A 17,933-nucleotide genomic window follows, 5' to 3' on the forward strand; every position below is an offset into this window, starting at 1 on the left:
CGGACGGTGGAAATGGTGCCGGTGGTGGCTGCGGCTTCCCCTCCGCTGCCACCACCGGAGCTAGATTGGGCTCTTCTCGGAGCTCTTGCCCTTGGCGCCCTTCACTGCATTCTCGGCCGCTGCGCTTTCGGCCTCGTGGCGAAGCAGCGAAATGGCCGACTCGAAGTCCTCAAGCGATTCGAAGGCCTGATAAACGCTGGCAAATCGCAAGTAGGCGACTTCGTCCAGTTTCTGGAGTGGCCCAAGGATGGCCAGGCCGACCTCGTGGGCGTCGATTTCCGCCGCACCTGAGGAGCGGATATTTTCCTCGACTTCCTGGGCCAGCATCGCAAGGTCGTCTTCAGTGACGGGACGCCCCTGGCAGGCCTTGCGAACGCCGTTGATGATCTTGATCCGGCTGAAGGGTTCTCCCACGCCTGAACGCTTGATGACGGAAAGACTGGTGGTCTCCACGGTGGTGAAACGGCGTCCACACTCGGGGCACTGGCGCCGACGGCGGATGGCCGAGCCGTCGTCGGCCATCCGACTGTCCACAACGCGTGAGTCGGGGTTTCGGCAGAACGGACAATACACGCTGGGCCTCCCCTGTTCGGTTCCGACCCCTATCCTCGCGGCGGCTTCGGCCGGGAACGCAAAAGGTGCCGGAAGTTTGACTTCCGGCACCAGTTTACGGCTATATAAGGCCTAATGACAAGACTGTAATTACTATATGTAGTGGTTGTCACCCATATATGTAGTGGTTCAGGCCCCCGCGAAACGAATCTTGACGGCGTCTCCGTGGCCGGGAAGGTCTTCGGCATCGGCGAGGCTCACGATGTGCCTGCTGACCTGTTCCAAGGCAGCCTTGTTGTAGTTGATCACCTGGACGGCGCGCAGGAATGTTGTCACGTTCAGTCCGGAAGAGAAGGCTGCAGTACCGCTCGTGGGCAAAACGTGGTTGGAGCCTGCACAGTAGTCTCCGAGGCTGACCGGGCTGTAGTCCCCTACGAAAATCGCACCCGCGTTGCGGATCCTTGCGGCCACCGCGGCTGCGCCCTCCGTCATGATTTCCAAGTGCTCTGCCGCGTATGCATCGCAGACCGCGATGCCCTGCTCGATATCGTCTACCAGCACCACGCCTGATTGCGGGCCCGACAACGCCGTAGTGACCCGTTCGCCGTGCTTCGTGGTTCCTGCCTGCACCGCGAGTTCCCGCTGCACGGCCGAGGCGAGTTCCTCGGAGTCGGTGATCAGGACAGACGCCGCCTTGGGGTCGTGCTCGGCCTGGCTGATGAGGTCCGCGGCCACGAGCGCAGGACGGGCGGAAGCATCCGCCAAGATGGCGATCTCGGTGGTGCCGGCCTCGGAGTCGATCCCCACGACGCCTTTCACAAGCCGCTTGGCGGTGGCCACGAAGATGTTTCCGGGGCCGGTCACAACGTCCACGGGCTCGATGGGCTGATCATCGCCGGCCCCGGGGATGCCGTAGGCAAAGGAAACAATCGCCTGGGCACCTCCGATGGCATAAACCTCGTCAATCCCGAGCAAGGCGGCTGCGGCCAGGATGGTGGGGTGGGGCAAGCCTCCGAAGTCCTTCTGGGGCGGGGAAGCCAAAGCGATCGATGCGACCCCGGCAGCCAGCGCCGGAACAACGTTCATGATCACCGAGGACGGGTAGACGGCGAGGCCGCCGGGTACATACAGTCCCACGCGGCCCACCGGTACCCAGTTCTGGCTCACGACGGCGCCGTCCCCCAGTTCCACATCGACGTTCGCGGGCCGTTGGCCATCCGCAAAGCGCCGGGCACGACTGATGGATTCCTCCAGGGCCGCGCGGACTGACGGGTCCAGGTTTTCAAGGGCTTCAGCAAGGGCGGCGGCCGGCACTCGGGGGTGGGACTGTTCCACGCCGTCGAACGCCAACGCGAACTCCCCGAGCGCCTCGAAGCCGCGCGAACGGACGGCCGCAATGATGTCCAGGACTTTTTGCTCGGCGTCCGCCATGGTCTGATGCTTCGCCCGGGGCACCACGGCGCGCAGTTCCGCCAAGGTCAGGGACCGTCCGCGCAAGTCAATGCGGCGGAAGTCCAGGGACTGGGCGGCGGTTTCGGCAGGATTCTCCGGAGAAATGGTCACCAGATCATTTTACGGGGCGAGCGGCGGTGCCTCCGGCTGCTTTCCCATCAAGCTGAAAAGAGTCAGGAGGAAAGTCACAAGGGCCGTCGCCCCTGGCCACAGCAAGAGTGCCGTCGCCGCCCGCAATGTGAAGCCTTCACTTCCGTTTGCGGCGGGACCCCACCACTGTGCGGCCAGCAACCCCACCTGCCAAGCCACCAAAGCCCCTGCCGCGCCACCTAGGACTGCCAGGAACGTGCGGAGGCCGTGTCCCGGCTTCCGGACCTTGCTATCCAGCAGGACCGCCGTGAAGCAGCCGGAAAGCAACAGAAGCCCGGCCAGGACCAAGTCCCTCGGAAGCCGACCGGCCGAGGCCGTCGGATCGGCGAGGGCAGGATTTCCGGAGATCACGTTGAGGCCGCCCGGAGCCAACAACCACCATGCGAGACCAAGCCCGATGCCCGAGGCGGCAGGCACGGCGAGCCACAGCCACCATTTGCGGTCTTGCGTGTCCGTGCCCGTGTCCGGGTCCGTGTCCCTCGTGGGACCGGAGTCGAGAAGGTTCGATGTTGGCTTGGTCATGACACAAACATTAACAAACGTTTCTGGACGCTCAACAAGCAAGCGTCCCGGCGAGCAGCGGAATACGCTGAATCCACCAGCGTTATTACCAATAGCTCACGCAGGAGACCGGCAAAGTGGCTTCGGACAATTCGGCTTTTGAAGCAACATTCAAGCAAATGTTCCGCCGGCATGCCGCCGGGGTGGCCATCATCACCGCCGACCTCCACGGCAAGCCTTTCGGATTCACCGCGACCTCCGTGGCTTCGCTGTCCGCCGAGCCGCCACGCTTCACGTTCAACATGTCCCGTAGTTCCAGTTCCTGGCCCGCGGTGGCGAATTCGACATATATCGGCCTGCACATGCTCGGCCTTGAGAACCAGGCCCTCGCAGACCGCTTCGCCCGCACTCAGGAACGGTTTGAAGGCGATCACTGGGAACCGGGACCCTTCGATGTCCCCATCCTGAAGAACGTCGCCGGCTGGTTGATCGGCAAGATCCAGATGCGCCTGTCCTTCGAAAACAACGCGATCGTAGTGGTGGAGGTTGTCGACGGACTGGTCGGCGAGGACGATACTCCCCTGCTTTACCATTCGGGTTCCTACGGCCAGCCGGTTCCGCTCGACTATGAGATCTAGTTAACTGTCCAGGCAGGTCGGGCCAAGAAGTACCTTGAGGTCACCGAATAGTGACGGGGTGGGATTCACCCGCATGTGCACAGGCAGGCCCATGACCTCGACCTTGGAGTCACCCTGCAAGTGGAGCCTGACCTCGGAGTTCCCCCGGTGGGTGGTCAAAACATCGCGAAGGTCAGTGACGACGGCCTCGGTTGCCTTGTAGGTGGGCATAGTGATGATGAGGGGACCGTTGGTGCTTTCGCTCAAGTCCGGAACCGAGAGCTCCATGCAGTTCAAGGTGACCGCACCGTCGTCGCGCCGCTGCAGGCGGCCCTTGACCACCACGATCAGGTCCTCCGCGAGGACCGAAGCGATGGGGCCGTAGACCTGGCCGAAGAACATGACTTCGATGGAAGCGCCGAGGTCTTCGATCTCAGCGCGAGCGTAGGCGTTGCCGCTTGCCTTGGCGATCCTGCGGCTGAGCGAGGTGATCATGCCCGCAATGGTGACGATGGCGCCGTCGTGCGGTCCGTCCTCTCCGAGAATCGAGGTGATCGACTGCTCGGCATGCTGGCTCAGCACGCCCTCAAGCCCTTGCAGGGGGTGGTCCGAGACGTAGAGCCCAAGCATGTCCCGCTCGAAGGCGAGCTTGTCTTTCTTCTCCCATTCCGGCAGGTCCGGGATCTCCGTGCTCAGGGAGGCCTGCGGCTCCTGGTCCTCGAATCCGGCGAAGAGATCGAACTGGCCGATCGCCTCGTTGCGTTTGAGCGTGATGACGGAGTCGATCGCTTCTTCGTGGACCATGGCCAACGCTCGGCGGTGATGGCCGAGGGAGTCGAACGCGCCTGCCTTGATGAGGGACTCGATGGTGCGCTTGTTGCAGACGACCGCCGGAACCTTCATGAGGAAGTCCTTGAAGGAGGTGTAGGCGCCCTCGCTCGCGCGGGCCGCCACCATGGCTTCCACCACGTTGACGCCGACGTTGCGGATGGCCCCCATACCGAAGCGGATATCGGTTCCAACAGGGGTGAAGTTGAGGCTTGACTCGTTGACGTCCGGCGGCAGGACAGTAATGCCCATGCGCCGGCATTCATTGAGGTAGATGGCCGATTTGTCCTTGTCGTCGCCCACGGACGTGAGCAGGGCGGCCATGTATTCGGGAGCGTAGTGGGCCTTGAGGTACGCAGTCCAGTAGGAGATGACCCCGTACGCGGCGGAGTGCGCCTTGTTGAAGGCATAGTCGGAGAACGGGAGCAGGATGTCCCACAAGGTCTTGACGGCATCCATGGAGTAGCCGTTGTCCTGCATGCCTTGGGAGAAGCCGGCGAACTGCTTGTCCAGTTCTGATTTCTTCTTCTTGCCCATGGCTCGGCGCAGGATGTCGGCTTGACCCAGCGAGTAGCCGGCCAGCTTCTGGGCCACGGCCATGACCTGCTCCTGGTACACGATCAGGCCGTACGTTCCGCCGAGGATTTCGGCGAGCGGTTCCTCGAGCTCCGGATGGATCGGGATGACCTCTTGGATCTTGTTCTTGCGGAGCGCGTAGTCCGTGTGCGCGTTGGCGCCCATGGGACCCGGCCGGTACAGCGCCAACACGGCGGAGATGTCTTCGAAGTTGTCAGGCTTCATGAGCTTGAGCAGCGACCGCATGGGCCCGCCGTCGAGCTGGAAGACGCCCAAGGTGTCGCCGCGCGCCAGCAACTCGTACGACGCCGGGTCGTCCAAGGCCAGGTGCTCGAGATCGAGGTCGACGCCTCGGTTCATCTTGATGTTTTCCAGGGCGTCGGAAATGATCGTCAGGTTCCTCAGGCCGAGGAAGTCCATCTTGATCAGGCCAAGGCCTTCGGACGTCGGGTAGTCGAACTGCGTGATGACCTGGCCGTCCTGGATGCGGCGCATGACAGGAATGACGTCGATGATGGGGTCCGAAGACATGATGACACCCGCGGCATGCACGCCCCATTGCCGCTTCAGCCCCTCAATGCCCAGCGCGGTCTCGAAGACCTTGGCGGCCTCCGGGTCCGTACTGATCAGCTGGCGGAAGTCTCCGGCCTCACCATAGCGCTTGGCTTCCGGGTTCTGGATGTCCGCCAGCGGGATGTCCTTGGCCATCACGGCCGGGGGCAGGGCCTTGGTGAGCTGTTCACCCATGCTGAACGGGTAGCCGAGCACGCGGGAGGAGTCCTTGAGCGCCTGCTTGGTCTTGATGGTGCCGTAAGTGACGATCATGGCCACGCGCTCGTCGCCGTACTTCCGGGTGACGTAGTCGATCACTTCGGAGCGCCGACGATCATCGAAGTCGACGTCGAAGTCGGGCATGGACACGCGGTCCGGGTTGAGGAAGCGCTCGAAAATCAGGCCGTGTTCCAGCGGATCGAGGTCGGTGATTCGCATGGCGTACGCCACCATGGAGCCCGCACCCGAACCACGGCCCGGGCCCACCCTGATTCCGTTGTTCTTGGCCCAGTTGATGAAGTCGGCCACCACCAGGAAGTATCCCGGGAAGCCCATGGACGTGATGACGTCAAGCTCGTAGTCGGCTTGCTTGCGCACCTTGTCCGGGACGCCGTTCGGGTAGCGGTAATCGAGTCCCGTGGCTACTTCCTTGACGAGCCAGGAGGTCTCGTCCTCGCCGGGAGGGCAAGGGAACCGCGGCATGTAGTTCGCGCCGGTGTTGAAGGACACTTCGCAACGCTCTGCGATCAGCAGGGTGTTGTCGCAGGCTTCGGGATGGTCGCGGAACAGCTCGCGCATCTCCTGCGGGGATTTCAGGTAGTAGCCGCTGCCGGAGAACGCGAATCGGGAGCCGCCGTTGTCATAGGTGGGCTCGAGCAGCGTGGAGCCCGACTGGATCGCCAAAAGGGCCTCATGGGCCTTCGCGTCATGCTCATGCGTGTAGTGGAGGTCATTGGTGGCCACGAGCGGAAGCTTCAGCTCCTTGGCCAAACGCAGCAGGTCGCCGGTGACCCGCCGCTCGATGTCGAGGCCATGGTCCATGAGTTCGCAGAAGTAGTTTTCCGCGCCGAAGATGTCGCGGAACTCGGAAGCCGCAGCCAGCGCCTCGCGGTACTGCCCCAGCCGAAGACGGGTCTGGACTTCACCGGAAGGGCAGCCGGTGGTGGCGATCAGGCCTTCGGAATAAGTGTTCAGCAACTCCCGGTCCAGGCGGGGCCATTTGCCGAAGACTGAGTCAAGGGAAGCAATCGAGGATGCCCGGAACAGATTGCGCATGCCCACGTTGTTGTAGCTCAACAACGTCATGTGGGTATACGAACCACCACCGGAGACGTCGTCCTTGCGCTGGCTCTCCTCGCCCCATCGGACGCGCTCCTTGTCGCCGCGCGCCGTGCCCGGCGTGACATAGGCCTCGACGCCGATGATCGGCTTGATGCCTTTGTCCGTCGCCTTCTTCCAGAAATCGAAGGCACCGAACAGGTATCCGTGGTCCGTGGTGGCCAGCGCAGGCATGCCCAGCCGCTCGGTCTCGTCGAACAACTCGGTGAGACGGGCCGCACCATCCAGCATGGAGTATTCGGTGTGGGTGTGCAGATGGACGAACGAGTCATTGCTGGAAGTCACCACGACAGTCTACCGGCAGGGCTCGCGCAGTTGGAGTGGCGCGCTGGAAGGGTGAATCCCGCTACGCGTTTCCGCTTTCAAGAAGTTCCAGCGCGTACTGCAGGTCCGCCGGGTACTGGCTGGTGACTTCCACCCATTCGCCGGTCCGGGGGTGGTTGAAGCCAAGCCGCCGCGCGTGCAGCCACTGCCGGGTCAGTCCCAGGTTGGCAGCCAAACGCGGGTCGGCCCCATACGTGAGATCGCCCGCGCAGGGGTGCCTGAGGGCCGAGAAATGAACCCGGATCTGGTGTGTCCTGCCTGTCTCAAGGTGAATTTCCACGAGGGTCGCCTTGCCATAGGCCTCGAGGACTTCGTAATGCGTCACAGAGGGACGGCCATCCTCGATCACCGCGAAACGCCAATCATGCCCCGGGTGGCGCCCGATGGGCGCGTCTATGGTGCCCTCCAATGGATCCGGCAGGCCCTGGACCACTGCGTGGTACACCTTGTCTACCGTGCGTTCCTTGAAGGCCCGCTTGAGCACCGTATAAGCCTGTTCGCTCTTGGCCACGACCATGACGCCGGAGGTTCCGACGTCGAGACGATGGACGATGCCGGCACGTTCAGGCGCGCCGGACGTTGAGATCCGGTATCCAGCACCGGCAAGGCCGCCCACCACGGTAGGGCCGACCCAACCCGGTGACGGGTGCGCCGCGACGCCGACAGGCTTGTCGATGACGACAAAGTCGTCATCATCCAACAGGATATTCAAGCCTTCCACGACTTCCTCCACGACTTCCAAGGGATCCCTGCGTTCGGGAACGGTGACTTCCAGCACGGACCCGGCAACGAGTTTCGCCGATTTACCCACTGGGTTCGCGGAGATGGTGACGTTGCCCTCGGCGATCAGCAAGGCGGCGGCCGAGCGGGAGATGTCCATCAGCTTCGCCAAGCCCGCGTCGGCCCTGGCCCCGCCCAGCTCTTCGGGCACCACGAATTGCTCAGACATCGCCCGGATCCTCATCCTCCGGCGTGCCGGCCTTGGCCGGTGTGGAACCGGCGGAGTGGTGGCGGGTGCCGTCGAGGCCGACCCCCCGCAAGGTCAGCAGGCAGATGATCACGACGCTCGAAACCACCGCCGAGTCGGCGATATTGAAAATAGCGAAGTTGGGCAACTGGATGAAGTCCACCACGTGGCCCATGGCAAAGGAAGGCTCGCGGAAAAGGCGGTCCGTGAGGTTTCCGAGTGCGCCGCCCAGCAGCAGGCCGAGTGCCAGCGACCACCAGACTGACCCCAATCGACGCACTTGGAACAGGATCACCACTGAAACGGCCGCCATGACGATCGTGAAGACCCATGTGACGTTTTCACCGATGGAGAACGCAGCGCCCGAGTTTCGGATGTAGTACCAATGCAGGAGCGGAGGAAGGACAGGGATCCGCTCGCCTTCGACCATAGTGCTGGTGACCCAGAGTTTGGTCAGTTGGTCGAAGGCGTACGCGAACACGGCGAAGCCTGCAAAGACCCAAAGCAGTGCAGGACGCCACGTGTGGGCTTTGATGCGGACCGGCTCCGTGGTGCCGTCAGTTTGTTCGTCGCTCATAGTACTTTCATTCGGTAACCGTGGCTTCTGGCGCCTTAACAGGCGAAAGCCGGTGGCCGAGGAATCCCCAGCCACCGGCTTTCAGAATACTTGCTAGACCTCTGCGGCGGCTTCGCCGACCTCAGGAGCCGCAACTGAGCCGCGGGCATCCAGGTCACGCAGCTGGCCTTCGATGTAGGCCTTCAGGCGGGAGCGGTAGTCGCGCTCGAAGCCGCGGAGCTGCTCCACCTTGCGTTCGAGAACGCTGCGCTGCTGCTCAAGGGCACCGAGGATCTTGCGGGACTTGTCCTGCGCGTCGTTGACGAGGCTGGAGGCTTCGATCTGTGCCTCGGCAATAATCTTTTCCTTCTGCTGCTCACCATCGGCCACGTGCTTGTCGTGCATCTGCTGAGCCATGGCGAGCAGGCCGGCTGCGGACTCGGCGGAAGGAGAGCCGGCCGAAGGTGCGGCCGGGGCCGGAGCGGCGGCAACGGCCGGCTCCTTCTTCTTCTCGGCTTCGGCAGCCTTCGCTTCGGCTTCTGCCTTGGCCTGCGCGTCCTTGTCGACCTTCACCGGAGCGGGCACCTTCTCGACCACGGGTGCCGATGCTGCGCTGGCAGGGACCGGGTTTCCGCCTTCGGCAAGCTTCTTGCGGAGCTCGTCGTTCTCTTGGTTCAAGCGCCTCAGCTCGACGACGATTTCGTCGAGAAAGTCGTCGACCTCGTCCTGGTCGTAGCCTTCGCGGAACTTGGTCGGCTGAAAGCGCTTGTTGACAACGTCTTCTGGCGTCAAAGCCATCTGGTCACCTCGTTGGTCTAGTTAGTCAGTAGGCCTTCCGGCCGTTCAAAACTACGGTACCTAAATATCATCTGATTCCCCCAATTCAACACCATCGTGTTGGGTCGGAGGATTGCAGTCCACTGGCCGAAGAAAACAGATCGACGGCAAATGGCCTGCGGAAAAGCTACGCCAGCGTGTAGACGAATCCCATCGCGATGCTGACGACAATAAACACGATCAGAAATGCCAGGTCAAGGGACACCCCGCCAAGCTGCAGTGGTGGAATCAGCCGGCGGATCCTTTTCAAGGGCGGATCAGTCACAGAATAGACCACGTGCGCGGCCACCAGGGCAGCGCCACGGGGGCGCCACTGGCGCGCAAACATCTGCACCAGATCAAAGACGAGCCTGATGATGAGGGTGACCAGGAACAGCAGCAATGCAATGTACAAAAGGCCGAAAACTATGCCCACGGGTTAGCTCAGATCTCCTAGTTCGCCACTTTTCTCGGTCAGTCCCTCTATTGCAACACAGATGCCAGGCAGATCGCTCTGCCTGGCATCCGTGATGACTGTGCTAGCTCTGGTTGAAGAACGTTGCCTGGGCTTCGCTGACCTTCTTGTCGTCGCCAAGAACTTCGACGTACGACGGCGACAACAGGAAAACCTTGCTGGTGACGCGCTCAATGCTGCCATGGAGTCCAAAGACCAACCCGGCGGAAAAGTCGACGAGCCGCTTGGCATCTCCCTCACCCATGTCGGTGACGTTCATGATTACGGGGATACCGTCCCGGAAACTTTCGCCGATGACCTTGGCGTCATTGTAGGAGCGGGGATGGACGGTGGTGATCTGCCTCAGTCCGGAGGCGTCTTCGCGGCTGGATGCCGCACGCTTGATAGGTGTCACGGGTGCGCGGTATTCCTCTTCGGCGACAGTGGGGACTTCACGAACTACTTCACGTACAGGTGCGGGGGCGCGGCGCTCTTCACGATTGTGGTCGACAGACCGGTCCTCGTCCGTGTGCTGCACGTGCTGCTCAGACTCGTAGTGTTCATCGCCATCGGCGAGCCCAAGATAAACCATTGTCTTGCGCAGTGCGCCAGCCATGCTGGACTCCTATCGTGTCTGCAGTAGGCGGGCCGCCCATGACTTGACATCGCTGAAATCCCGGCCCGTCGCTTCCAATACTTTGACGCTACCCCACCCGCGGACGCGAACCGAGAATATCCGAGCCAATTCGCAGGTGTGTCGCACCAAATTGAACGGCGGCTTCGAGGTCCTGGCTCATCCCCGCGGATATCCCCGCGGCATCCGGATGCAGTCGTCGCAGATCCTGTGAAATGGCGGCGAGCCTCTCGAATGCCTCCTCCGGGGGCGCGCCGAGCGGCGCGACAGCCATCACACCAGCCAGGCGCAGTCCGGTGGCGGAAGCGATGGATTCGGCGAGGCGGTCGACGTCGGACGGAGCGGCACCGCCGCGGTGGGCGCCGGCGTCGTCCTCAAGACTGACCTGGATGTAGCAGTCAAGGTCCTGTCTGCCGGACTCGGACTGTTGCCGCGCAACAGCCTTGGCAAGGGCCTCGGCGAGTTGCGGACGGTCGATCGATTGCACGGAAAACGCGTACTTCGCCACGGACTTGGCCTTGTTGCTTTGCAGTTGACCGATGAAGTGCCAACGCACCGGGAGTCCGGCGAGCTCAGCAGACTTCGCGGCCGCTTCCTGGTCGCGGTTTTCACCGACGTCCGTCACGCCAAGTGCCTCCAACCGGGCGACATCCGCTGCGGGATGGAACTTGCTGACGACTATCAGTTGCGGCTCTTCGCTTCGCCCCGCCGCCACCGTCGCCGCCGAAATCCGCTGGCGGACCGCGGCGAGCCGTTCGCTCAGCTCGGCGGTCCGTGGATCGCCTGCAGCGCTTTCCGCTGTTGGAAAATTCTCACTCATGCGTCCACACCAAACCAGCAAAGCGGCCTGTGTTCTGATTGCGCCTGTAGGAGTAGAGCCGGGCGGTCTCCCGCGTGCACTCCCCCGAGTATTCGACCGTGACGTCGAGTGCTTTCAGCTGGGCGCGCACTCCGGCGGGCAGATCCAGCGCGGGCGTACCCCACGAGGTTGTGGACCAGGTTTCCGGGACCGCGGCAGCTACGTCCGTCCGCAACTGTTCGGGAACTTCGTAGCATTCTCCGCAGATGGAAGGGCCCACCCAGGCGCTGATGGTCGCCGCACCGCGGTTTCGCACGTTCGCCACAGTGGCCGAAACGATGTCGGCAGCAACTCCGGGCCGGCCTGCGTGGACCACCGCAAGGACCGGATCGATTTCCTGCGGCACTTCGCCCAACAGCACGATCGGGACGCAATCGGCCACCATGACGGCGAGAGGCTGTCCCCTCGACACCATGGCGTCAGCTGTTGGCCCGTCGCCGTGCGTGGCGATGAATTCAACGGCTTTTCCGTGGACCTGGTTCATGTATTGGAAATGCCGTCCGCCGAGCCCCGCTGCTGCTTCCAGCCGGGCCCGGCGCGCCATGACATCGTCAGGATTGTCCGCCACGTGCAGTGCAAGGTTGCCCGCACAGTCATCGGAGAAGGCGACCGAAATTCCGGGTCGCACTTCTTTTTGCCACCAAAACACTACTGGCTAACTCTCCTGGGTGGGTCTGGACGGAACGGCTACTTCAGGAAGTCCGGAACATCGAGGTCGTCGGTGCGGCTTCCCGAAAGGTCCGGTTCGACGACGGCGGGAAGGTCGACGTCGAAGCCGGAGTCGGCCGGCAGTGCCGATGGGCGCTGCTGGCCCCAGTTGCTCAAGCCGGAAGCGCCGACGCCAGCGGAAACGTGCTGCGGCGCGGAGTAGGCCGGGGCACCTGAAGGCGCGACGGGACGGTCCGGGGCCGCGGGAGCCTGGTGCTGGCCTGGCTGCTGGGAAACCGACTGGTTCATCGACGGTGACGTGGCCTTGACGTCGTCAAATCCAGCGGCGATGACTGTAACGCGTGCTTCGTCACCCAGGGCGTCGTCAATGACGGCACCGAAGATGATGTTGGCTTCGGGGTGGGCCACTTCCTGCACGAGCCTTGCAGCTTCGTTGATTTCGAACAGACCAAGGTCCGAGCCGCCCTGGATGGAGAGCAGGACGCCGTGGGCACCATCGATCGACGCTTCCAGAAGCGGTGAAGCGATGGCGAGCTCTGCGGCCTTGACGGCGCGGTCCTCGCCGCGCGCCGAGCCGATACCCATCAGCGCGGAGCCCGCACCCTGCATGACCGACTTGACGTCGGCGAAGTCCAGGTTGATCAGGCCGGGGGTCGTAATGAGGTCCGTGATGCCCTGGACACCGGAGAGGAGAACTTGGTCAGCGGAACGGAAAGCGTCCAGGACGGAGACGTTACGGTCGCTGATGGAGAGGAGGCGGTCGTTGGGGATGACGATGAGGGTATCTACTTCGTCGCGCAGGGCGTCGATTCCGGCTTCGGCCGAACCGGCGCGCCGGCGGCCTTCGAAGGTGAAGGGCCGCGTGACGACACCGATGGTCAGGGCGCCGAGCGAGCGAGCGATCCGGGCCACGACGGGGGCGCCGCCGGTTCCGGTGCCGCCGCCTTCGCCAGCGGTGACGAAGACCATGTCGGCTCCGCGGATAACCTCTTCGATCTCATCGGCGTGGTCCTCGGCGGCCTGGCGTCCGACGTCGGGGTTGGCGCCGGCTCCGAGGCCGCGAGTGAGCTCGCGTCCGACGTCAAGCTTGACGTCTGCGTCGCTCATGAGGAGAGCCTGGGCATCGGTGTTGATGGCGATGAACTCGACGCCGCGAAGGCCGACTTCGATCATTCGGTTAACTGCATTCACGCCACCGCCGCCGATGCCGACGACCTTGATGACGGCCAAGTAATTCTGCGGTGCTGCCACGTTTCGTGCCCCTTGCTTGTGTCCTATAGCGAAACAGATCGAGTCCAACTTGAATCCTTGGACCTTAACCCTCTAGTTGAAGGTTATAGTTATGTCAAGTAACTCTTAAGTGACGGTATGGGCTATGAATCCGACATTCAATGACCGCCTCCGCGTGTCGTGTGAAAGTCCGAAAAATAGCCCCATACGTCGGCGGAGTTACTTCGTGTAATGGCCTATTTGGTAAATGGGTGCCTCGGTGCGCTGACATCGTAGACATTCACCGGAACTTTTGGATTGGCGGGAGCCTTAAGCAACGCCTCGAGGACCCGTGCCTTCAGCTCCTTCTCGTCCGCATTCCCCCACACAACGATCTTGCCGTCCGTGAGCTTGAGCTCGACGGCGTCAGGCGACGAGGCCGACGCGCTGGCCATCTTCGCCAGGACATCCGCCGGCAGCGTCGCAAGAACGGCCGTGATCGCCCTGAAGAGATTCTGGTTGGCTCCTAGCCCATCGATGAGGGGCAAGGCAACCGATGCGGGATCGGCGGTTGATCCAAGCTGGACGCCGTCGACGTCGACCAGTGAATAGTTGTCACCGCTCTTGACCAGCGCTACGGGCACCCGCTCCACGACGTGGACCAAAAGTTCCGACGGCGGGCGGGCTTCGGTACTGACGGAACGCACCTGGACGAGAGGCTTGAGCAGCGCGGCGATCTCGGCGTCGTTGATTTGCGGAAGGGGTTTTCCCTTCACCGGTTCGAGGGCCTTCTGGACGCTCCCCGCTTGGAGCAGCTTGGTGCCGTCAACCGTCACCGTGCGCACAGCGAACACCGGCGAGTAGATCGCCGCAACGATAATTCCGGCGACCAGGGCGACGACGATGGCCAATGCCGTGAGCACCGTCCGCCGCCGCTTGCGTCCCTTGGGCTCCGGAAAGGCCAGCACATTGCTGTCCTTGCCGCTGGCGGCCCCTGAAGGACCACTGACGGGATAGTCGAGGCTGCGTTCAGCACTGACGACTCCCGGCCGGGCGCCGCCCCGCGGCTTGAAAGTGGGCTTCCGGGTATCAGCCACCCAACAGCTCCACGATCCTGGGTCCGTAGGCCGTCACGTCGCCGGCTCCGACCGTCAGCACGATGTCGCCCTCGCTGGCCGCGGAGAGAACCGCGTCCAGCGCTTCCTGGCCGCCGGCCACGAGCCTGCCGTTCTTGAGGCGCCCCGTGATCAAGGCACTCGTGACCCCGGGGATGGGATCCTCGCGGGCAGGGTAGATGTCCAGGACGAGGGACGTATCCGCCTCGCCAAGCGCCTCCGCAAACTGCTCCGCGAATTCGCGGGTGCGCGAAAACAGGTGCGGCTGGAAGAGCACATGCACCTTGTTGCCGCCTGCCACGGAACGGGCAGCGGACAAGGCGGCCCGGACCTCCGTGGGGTGGTGGGCGTAGTCGTCGTAGACACGCACGCCCCTCCCCTGCCCCTTGAACTCGAATCGCCGCGATGCGCCGGTGAAATGGCCGAGGGCAGCTGCGGCGGCCTGGGGCGCCACGCCGAGCTCGACTGCGACGCCGAACGCAGCCGCCGCGTTCAAGGCGTTGTGCCGCCCGGGTACTTGGAGCTCAAGCTGGTATCCCCGTCCGTCGATGGACACCCGGACGTCGCCGGGCCCCCCATCGTGCAGGCGGATATCGGCGTCCTCAGCCGTCCCGTAGCCCAGCACCCGGGTATTGCCCGCGGCGCGGGTCCGTTCCGCGAGGGCCCGGGCGCCGCCGTCGTCGGCGCAGGCAAAAAGAACGCCATTGGCGGGCAGCAGTGCCGCGAAGCTGTCGAAGGAGGCGTAGACAGCCTCCGGCGTGCCGTAGTAGTCCAGGTGGTCCGCCTCGACGTTCGTGACGACGGCAATGAGCGGCCGGTAGTTCAGGAAGGAACCGTCTGATTCATCGGCTTCGGCAACGAAGATGTCCGAGGTGCCGTGCGCCGCGTTGACACCGAGAGCGGGTACGTTGGCGCCGATGGCGAACGACGGGTCCAGTCCCGCTTCCTTGAGCAACACAGCAACCATTGAAGTGGTGGTGGACTTGCCATGCGTGCCGGCCACGGTCACCACACGGTCTGTGCCCATGGTTGCTGCGAGGGCCTCCGAGCGGTGGAGCACCGGAAGGCCGGCCGCCCGGGCCGCCTCCAGCTCCGGATTGTCGGCCCTGATGGCCGAACCCGCGACGACGGTCTGCGCGTCACGAAGGTTTTCCGCGGCGTAGCCAACGGCTATCCGCGCCCCGGCGGACTGGAGGTCCTGCATGACGGGCAGGTCCTTGGCGTCCGAACCGCTCACCGGAACGCCCCTGGCCACCATGATGCGTGCGACGGCGGACATGCCCACGCCGCCGATGCCGATGAAGTGGACCCGGCCGAGGGAATCGATGTCTGCGAGGGGCTGGGTCATTCGCTTACCGCTTCCAAGACGAGATCAGCCATCCGCTGATCAGCATTTCTGATGCCAAGTTCCTTTGCCTTGCTGGCCATATCATCGAGGCGGGCCTGATCCGTGAGCAAAGGAATCAACTCGGCTTTGAGCCATTCCGCGGTCAAGGCACGGTCGTCGACCAAAAGCGCCGCCCCGGCCTTGACCAGGGCGGACGCGTTCATTGCCTGCTCGCCGTTTCCGATGGGCAGCGGAACGAATACCGCAGGGAGCCCGACGGCGGCCACCTCGCTGACGGTTGCCGCGCCGGATCGGGCAAGGAGAACGTCTGCCGCCGCATAGACCTTCTCCATGCCGTCCACGTATTCCACCTGGTGGTAGCCGTCGGCAGCCAGGGGGGCGCCGTCGTCGTTCGTCACTGCCTTGCCGCGACCAGTGATGTGCAGCGTCTGGATACCGGCTTCCGCCAAAGCGGCGACAGCACCGGCAATGGTGCGGTTGATGCTCAGGGCGCCGGAAGAACCGCCCGTCACGATGAGTGCGGGTTGTCCAGCGTCCAGGCCGAGCGACTGCCTGGCATCCGCCCGCCAAGCCGCCCGGTCCAAACCGGCAATGGCCTTGCGCATGGGCATCCCCACATGGCGGGCGTGCCTCAGCCGGGTCTCGGGGAAGGCCACCCCCACATGCTTGGTGAACATCGCTCCTACCCGGTTGGCAAGCCCGGCGCGCGTGTTGGCCTCGTGGATGACGATGGGGATCCTGCGACGCCACGCCGCGATGTACATGGGAGTGCAGACATAGCCGCCGACGCCGAGGAGGACGTCTGCCTGCGCGTCGTCCAGAATGCGCCCGGCTTGTTTGACGGCCGCAGCGAGCCGGCCGGGCAGTTTGAGCAGATCCGCGGAAGGCTTCCGGGGAAAGGGAACCCGGTCGATGGTGGCCAACTCGTAGCCTGCAGCCGGAACCAGACGCGTTTCCATGCCGTTGGGTGTGCCGACGGCAAGGATCCTGGCATCCGGCCGCAGTGACTTGATGGCATCGGCAATGGCGAGCAACGGGCTGATGTGTCCGGCGGTCCCGCCGCCGGCGAGAACCACGGAGAGGGGTTTGGGCTGGGAATTCATGGAGTGCTATGTACGCTTTCGTGCAGTTTTCGCAAGTCGCCAGCGCGGCTTGGAACGGCTGGCAGGAGCCATTTGGGCGCGGGCCAAAGACAACACTACGCCCACGCCGCACAGCGACATCACCAACGCTGAACCGCCGTAGGAAATGAAAGGCAGCGGAACGCCGATCACGGGAAGCAGGCCGGCCACCATGGCCATGTTGATCGCGGCCTGTCCAAGCATCCACGCCATGATCGATCCGCCGAGCACCCGGGCGAACAAGTCTTCCTGGTGGCTGACGACCCGGTAGATGGCAACGGCGAGCAGCGCAAAAAGGACCAGGACCACGATGGTCCCCACAAGCCCGAGTTCCTCCCCGATGACAGCGAAGATGAAGTCGTTGTGGGCTTCGGGAATCCACTGGTATTTTTGCCGGCTCTGGCCAAGTCCGACGCCAAGCCAACCTCCCGAGGCAAGGGCGCTGAGCCCCTGTTCGCTCTGGAAGCCGATGTCGCTTGCCCCTGCGCAGCTCTGTCCCATCCACGAGGTGATCCGGCACATCCGGTTTCCGCTCGTCAACGCCAGAATCAGTGCGGCAGCGGCGGCAACACCACCGGCCGCAGCGAAGAGCTTCAAGTTGACGCCGCCGAAAAACAAGCCCGCAGCCATGATGAGCATGACCACCAACGAGGTGCCTAGGTCATGCCCCAGGACAATGAGGGTAATGATGGCGCCGGAGACCGGGACGATAGGGATCAGCGCGTGCGTCCATTTGTCGAGAAGTTTTGCCTTGACGGAAAGAACCGTGGCCATCCAGAGCACCAGGGCGAACTTGGCGTACTCCGATGGCTGGAAGGTGAAGCCACCGATCTCGATCCAGTTCTGGTTGCCCAGCACACGCTTGCCGATAACCAGGACCAGCACCAGCAAGGCGCCGGCAAGAATGATCGAGGGCCACGCGAATCTCTTCAGCCAAACGACGTTGACCCGTGAAAGCACCAGCATCGCAACGATGCCGATGCCTGCGAACATGCCTTGCTTGGTGGCGATGGAGTACGGGGATTCGCCGGCCGCAATCGCCTCGACGCTGGACGCCGACAGGACCATGATGATCCCGATAGCCGTGAGCGCCAGCGAAGCGCCAAGAATCAAGTAGTAGGTTGACCCGCCGCTCGATTTACCGCTTCCCTCGAGAGTTGACCAAAACCCGGAAATCCCCGAGCGAATGCGGGACGGCAGCGAGGCTCGGGCAACGCCTGCCGCGCGTCCAGCGGGGTCTGGCTTGCCGGCCCGGGTCCGCCCGGGCCCGCTGCGCGTGGGCGTGCTGACCATTG

General features: G+C 63.4%; 17 protein-coding genes. 1 reads left to right on the forward strand and 16 read right to left on the reverse strand.

The features are described 5' to 3' along the window. Positions 1-60: 60 nt before the first annotated feature. The 3 genes from nrdR to AB4Z38_RS18855 form a co-directional block, all read right to left on the reverse strand. Positions 61-573 (reverse strand): transcriptional regulator NrdR, encoded by a 513-nt coding sequence (gene nrdR / locus AB4Z38_RS18845; RefSeq protein WP_441431182.1) that lies wholly within the window; start codon positions 571-573, stop codon positions 61-63. A 168-nt stretch (positions 574-741) separates the two neighbouring features. Beyond that, positions 742-2,115 (reverse strand): histidinol dehydrogenase, encoded by a 1,374-nt coding sequence (gene hisD, locus AB4Z38_RS18850; protein WP_441431123.1) that lies wholly within the window; start codon positions 2,113-2,115, stop codon positions 742-744. Between the two features lie 9 nt (positions 2,116-2,124). After that, entirely contained in the window at positions 2,125-2,676 is a 552-nt protein-coding gene (locus AB4Z38_RS18855) for a hypothetical protein (RefSeq protein WP_441431124.1), read from the reverse strand. A gap of 158 nt (positions 2,677-2,834) precedes the next feature. On the opposite strand from AB4Z38_RS18855, the gene AB4Z38_RS18860 reads away from it, so the two are divergent. Further along, on the forward strand, positions 2,835-3,293 hold the full coding sequence (locus tag AB4Z38_RS18860) for a flavin reductase family protein (protein WP_441431183.1): 459 nt from the start codon (positions 2,835-2,837) through the stop codon (positions 3,291-3,293). Here AB4Z38_RS18860 and dnaE read toward each other — a convergent pair whose 3' ends face one another. From dnaE to ftsW, 13 genes are all read right to left on the reverse strand, one after another. Then, positions 3,294-6,851, reverse strand: coding sequence for a DNA polymerase III subunit alpha (dnaE, locus tag AB4Z38_RS18865; RefSeq protein ID WP_441431125.1), 3,558 nt, complete (start codon positions 6,849-6,851; stop codon positions 3,294-3,296). 61 nt (positions 6,852-6,912) lie between these two features. Then, on the reverse strand, positions 6,913-7,839 hold the full coding sequence (locus AB4Z38_RS18870) for an RluA family pseudouridine synthase (RefSeq protein ID WP_441431126.1): 927 nt from the start codon (positions 7,837-7,839) through the stop codon (positions 6,913-6,915). Then, positions 7,832-8,434, reverse strand: a complete 603-nt coding sequence (gene lspA, locus AB4Z38_RS18875) for a signal peptidase II (protein ID WP_441431127.1) — start codon at positions 8,432-8,434, stop codon at positions 7,832-7,834. The genes AB4Z38_RS18870 and lspA overlap by 8 nt, the downstream gene beginning before the upstream one ends. A gap of 93 nt (positions 8,435-8,527) precedes the next feature. Further along, complete coding sequence (locus AB4Z38_RS18880; RefSeq protein WP_441431128.1) at positions 8,528-9,211, reverse strand: DivIVA domain-containing protein; 684 nt, start codon at positions 9,209-9,211, stop codon at positions 8,528-8,530. A 166-nt stretch (positions 9,212-9,377) separates the two neighbouring features. Next, the gene (locus tag AB4Z38_RS18885) at positions 9,378-9,665 is read right to left on the reverse strand and encodes a YggT family protein (RefSeq protein WP_284983860.1); all 288 of its coding nucleotides are present in this window, start codon (positions 9,663-9,665) and stop codon (positions 9,378-9,380) included. Positions 9,666-9,768: 103 nt separating this feature from the next. Further along, positions 9,769-10,299 (reverse strand): cell division protein SepF, encoded by a 531-nt coding sequence (locus AB4Z38_RS18890; protein WP_441431129.1) that lies wholly within the window; start codon positions 10,297-10,299, stop codon positions 9,769-9,771. 88 nt (positions 10,300-10,387) lie between these two features. Further along, positions 10,388-11,137 carry a YggS family pyridoxal phosphate-dependent enzyme gene (locus AB4Z38_RS18895; protein WP_441431130.1) on the reverse strand — a complete coding sequence of 250 codons (750 nt, stop codon included), beginning with the start codon at positions 11,135-11,137 and terminating at the stop codon, positions 10,388-10,390. Then, positions 11,130-11,825, reverse strand: coding sequence for a polyphenol oxidase family protein (locus tag AB4Z38_RS18900; protein WP_441431131.1), 696 nt, complete (start codon positions 11,823-11,825; stop codon positions 11,130-11,132). Before AB4Z38_RS18900 ends, AB4Z38_RS18895 begins: the two co-directional genes overlap by 8 nt. A 38-nt stretch (positions 11,826-11,863) precedes the next feature. Further along, entirely contained in the window at positions 11,864-13,096 is a 1,233-nt protein-coding gene (ftsZ, locus tag AB4Z38_RS18905; RefSeq protein WP_441431132.1) for a cell division protein FtsZ, read from the reverse strand. A 215-nt stretch (positions 13,097-13,311) separates the two neighbouring features. Beyond that, positions 13,312-14,151: a cell division protein FtsQ/DivIB gene (locus AB4Z38_RS18910; RefSeq protein WP_441431133.1), complete on the reverse strand. Its 840-nt coding sequence runs from the start codon at positions 14,149-14,151 to the stop codon at positions 13,312-13,314. Further along, positions 14,144-15,517 carry a UDP-N-acetylmuramate--L-alanine ligase gene (murC, locus tag AB4Z38_RS18915; protein WP_441431134.1) on the reverse strand — a complete coding sequence of 458 codons (1,374 nt, stop codon included), beginning with the start codon at positions 15,515-15,517 and terminating at the stop codon, positions 14,144-14,146. Before murC ends, AB4Z38_RS18910 begins: the two co-directional genes overlap by 8 nt. After that, positions 15,514-16,620: an undecaprenyldiphospho-muramoylpentapeptide beta-N-acetylglucosaminyltransferase gene (gene murG, locus AB4Z38_RS18920; protein ID WP_441431135.1), complete on the reverse strand. Its 1,107-nt coding sequence runs from the start codon at positions 16,618-16,620 to the stop codon at positions 15,514-15,516. Before murG ends, murC begins: the two co-directional genes overlap by 4 nt. A gap of 6 nt (positions 16,621-16,626) precedes the next feature. Beyond that, the gene (ftsW, locus tag AB4Z38_RS18925; RefSeq protein ID WP_441431136.1) at positions 16,627-17,931 is read right to left on the reverse strand and encodes a putative lipid II flippase FtsW; all 1,305 of its coding nucleotides are present in this window, start codon (positions 17,929-17,931) and stop codon (positions 16,627-16,629) included. Between the last annotated feature and the right edge of the window lie 2 nt (positions 17,932-17,933).

The organism is Arthrobacter sp. 2RAF6, assembly GCF_052115205.1.
Lineage (GTDB): Bacteria > Actinomycetota > Actinomycetes > Actinomycetales > Micrococcaceae > Arthrobacter.

Bases quoted from the DNA above. Each gene is read 5' to 3' on its own strand.
- ftsW (WP_441431136.1), bottom strand. From the start codon at position 17,931: ATGGTCAGCACGCCCACGCGCAGCGGGCCCGGGCGGACCCGGGCCGGC.
- AB4Z38_RS18855 (WP_441431124.1), bottom strand. From the start codon at position 2,676: ATGACCAAGCCAACATCGAACCTTCTCGACTCCGGTCCCACGAGGGAC.
- murC (WP_441431134.1), bottom strand. From the start codon at position 15,517: ATGACCCAGCCCCTCGCAGACATCGATTCCCTCGGCCGGGTCCACTTC.
- AB4Z38_RS18870 (WP_441431126.1), bottom strand. From the start codon at position 7,839: ATGTCTGAGCAATTCGTGGTGCCCGAAGAGCTGGGCGGGGCCAGGGCC.
- AB4Z38_RS18880 (WP_441431128.1), bottom strand. From the start codon at position 9,211: ATGGCTTTGACGCCAGAAGACGTTGTCAACAAGCGCTTTCAGCCGACC.
- AB4Z38_RS18895 (WP_441431130.1), bottom strand. From the start codon at position 11,137: ATGAGTGAGAATTTTCCAACAGCGGAAAGCGCTGCAGGCGATCCACGG.
- AB4Z38_RS18860 (WP_441431183.1), top strand. From the start codon at position 2,835: ATGTTCCGCCGGCATGCCGCCGGGGTGGCCATCATCACCGCCGACCTC.
- murG (WP_441431135.1), bottom strand. From the start codon at position 16,620: ATGAATTCCCAGCCCAAACCCCTCTCCGTGGTTCTCGCCGGCGGCGGG.
- AB4Z38_RS18890 (WP_441431129.1), bottom strand. From the start codon at position 10,299: ATGGCTGGCGCACTGCGCAAGACAATGGTTTATCTTGGGCTCGCCGAT.
- lspA (WP_441431127.1), bottom strand. From the start codon at position 8,434: ATGAGCGACGAACAAACTGACGGCACCACGGAGCCGGTCCGCATCAAA.